Source organism: Bradyrhizobium sp. PRIMUS42, from assembly GCF_023006515.1.
GTDB lineage: Bacteria > Pseudomonadota > Alphaproteobacteria > Rhizobiales > Xanthobacteraceae > Bradyrhizobium.
This window is the reverse complement of sequence record NZ_JALBGZ010001574.1, coordinates 1-482: the sequence shown is the minus strand read 5'-3', so window position 1 is coordinate 482 and position 482 is coordinate 1. Positions and strand designations below refer to the sequence as shown.

The following is a 482-nucleotide window of genomic DNA, read 5'->3' as shown; positions in this document are numbered from 1 at the left end:
ATTTCGCCGCCAACCCGCTGCCGGTCGGCACGCCGCCCGCGCCCTACACCAACAACACCGCTTCGGGCGCCGCGGCCACGGGCAACATCCGTTCGCCCTATTCGTCGACGACGAACACCGGAGGGGTCGCGCTGCAGAACAACTCGTCGGCCGTGGCATCGACGACGACATCGCTGGATGCCGCCGTCGGCACGCATCTCGCATCGAGCATCCTCACCGCGCTTAGCGGCCAGACGCTGACCATCAACGGCAACACGATCACCTTCAACGCCGGCAACACCGTCACCCTCGGCACCAACTCGACCATCGGCCTGGGGGCCGGCACGCCTGCGACGGTCCAGGACATTCTGACCGCAATTCAGAACGCAGCCGGCGCTGGCGTGACCGCGACCCTCAACGCGAGCGGCAACATCGTGATGTCGAGCGGCACCAGCACGGATGTGGCGGTGAACAGCGGCACCGCGGCCACGGCGCTCGGCATC

Annotated in this window: 1 pseudogene; it reads left to right on the top strand. The window is 67.8% G+C overall.

Annotated elements, in window-relative coordinates:
• Positions 1 to 482: pseudogene (locus MOV75_RS41730) on the top strand (flagellar hook-basal body protein); the annotation flags it as partial.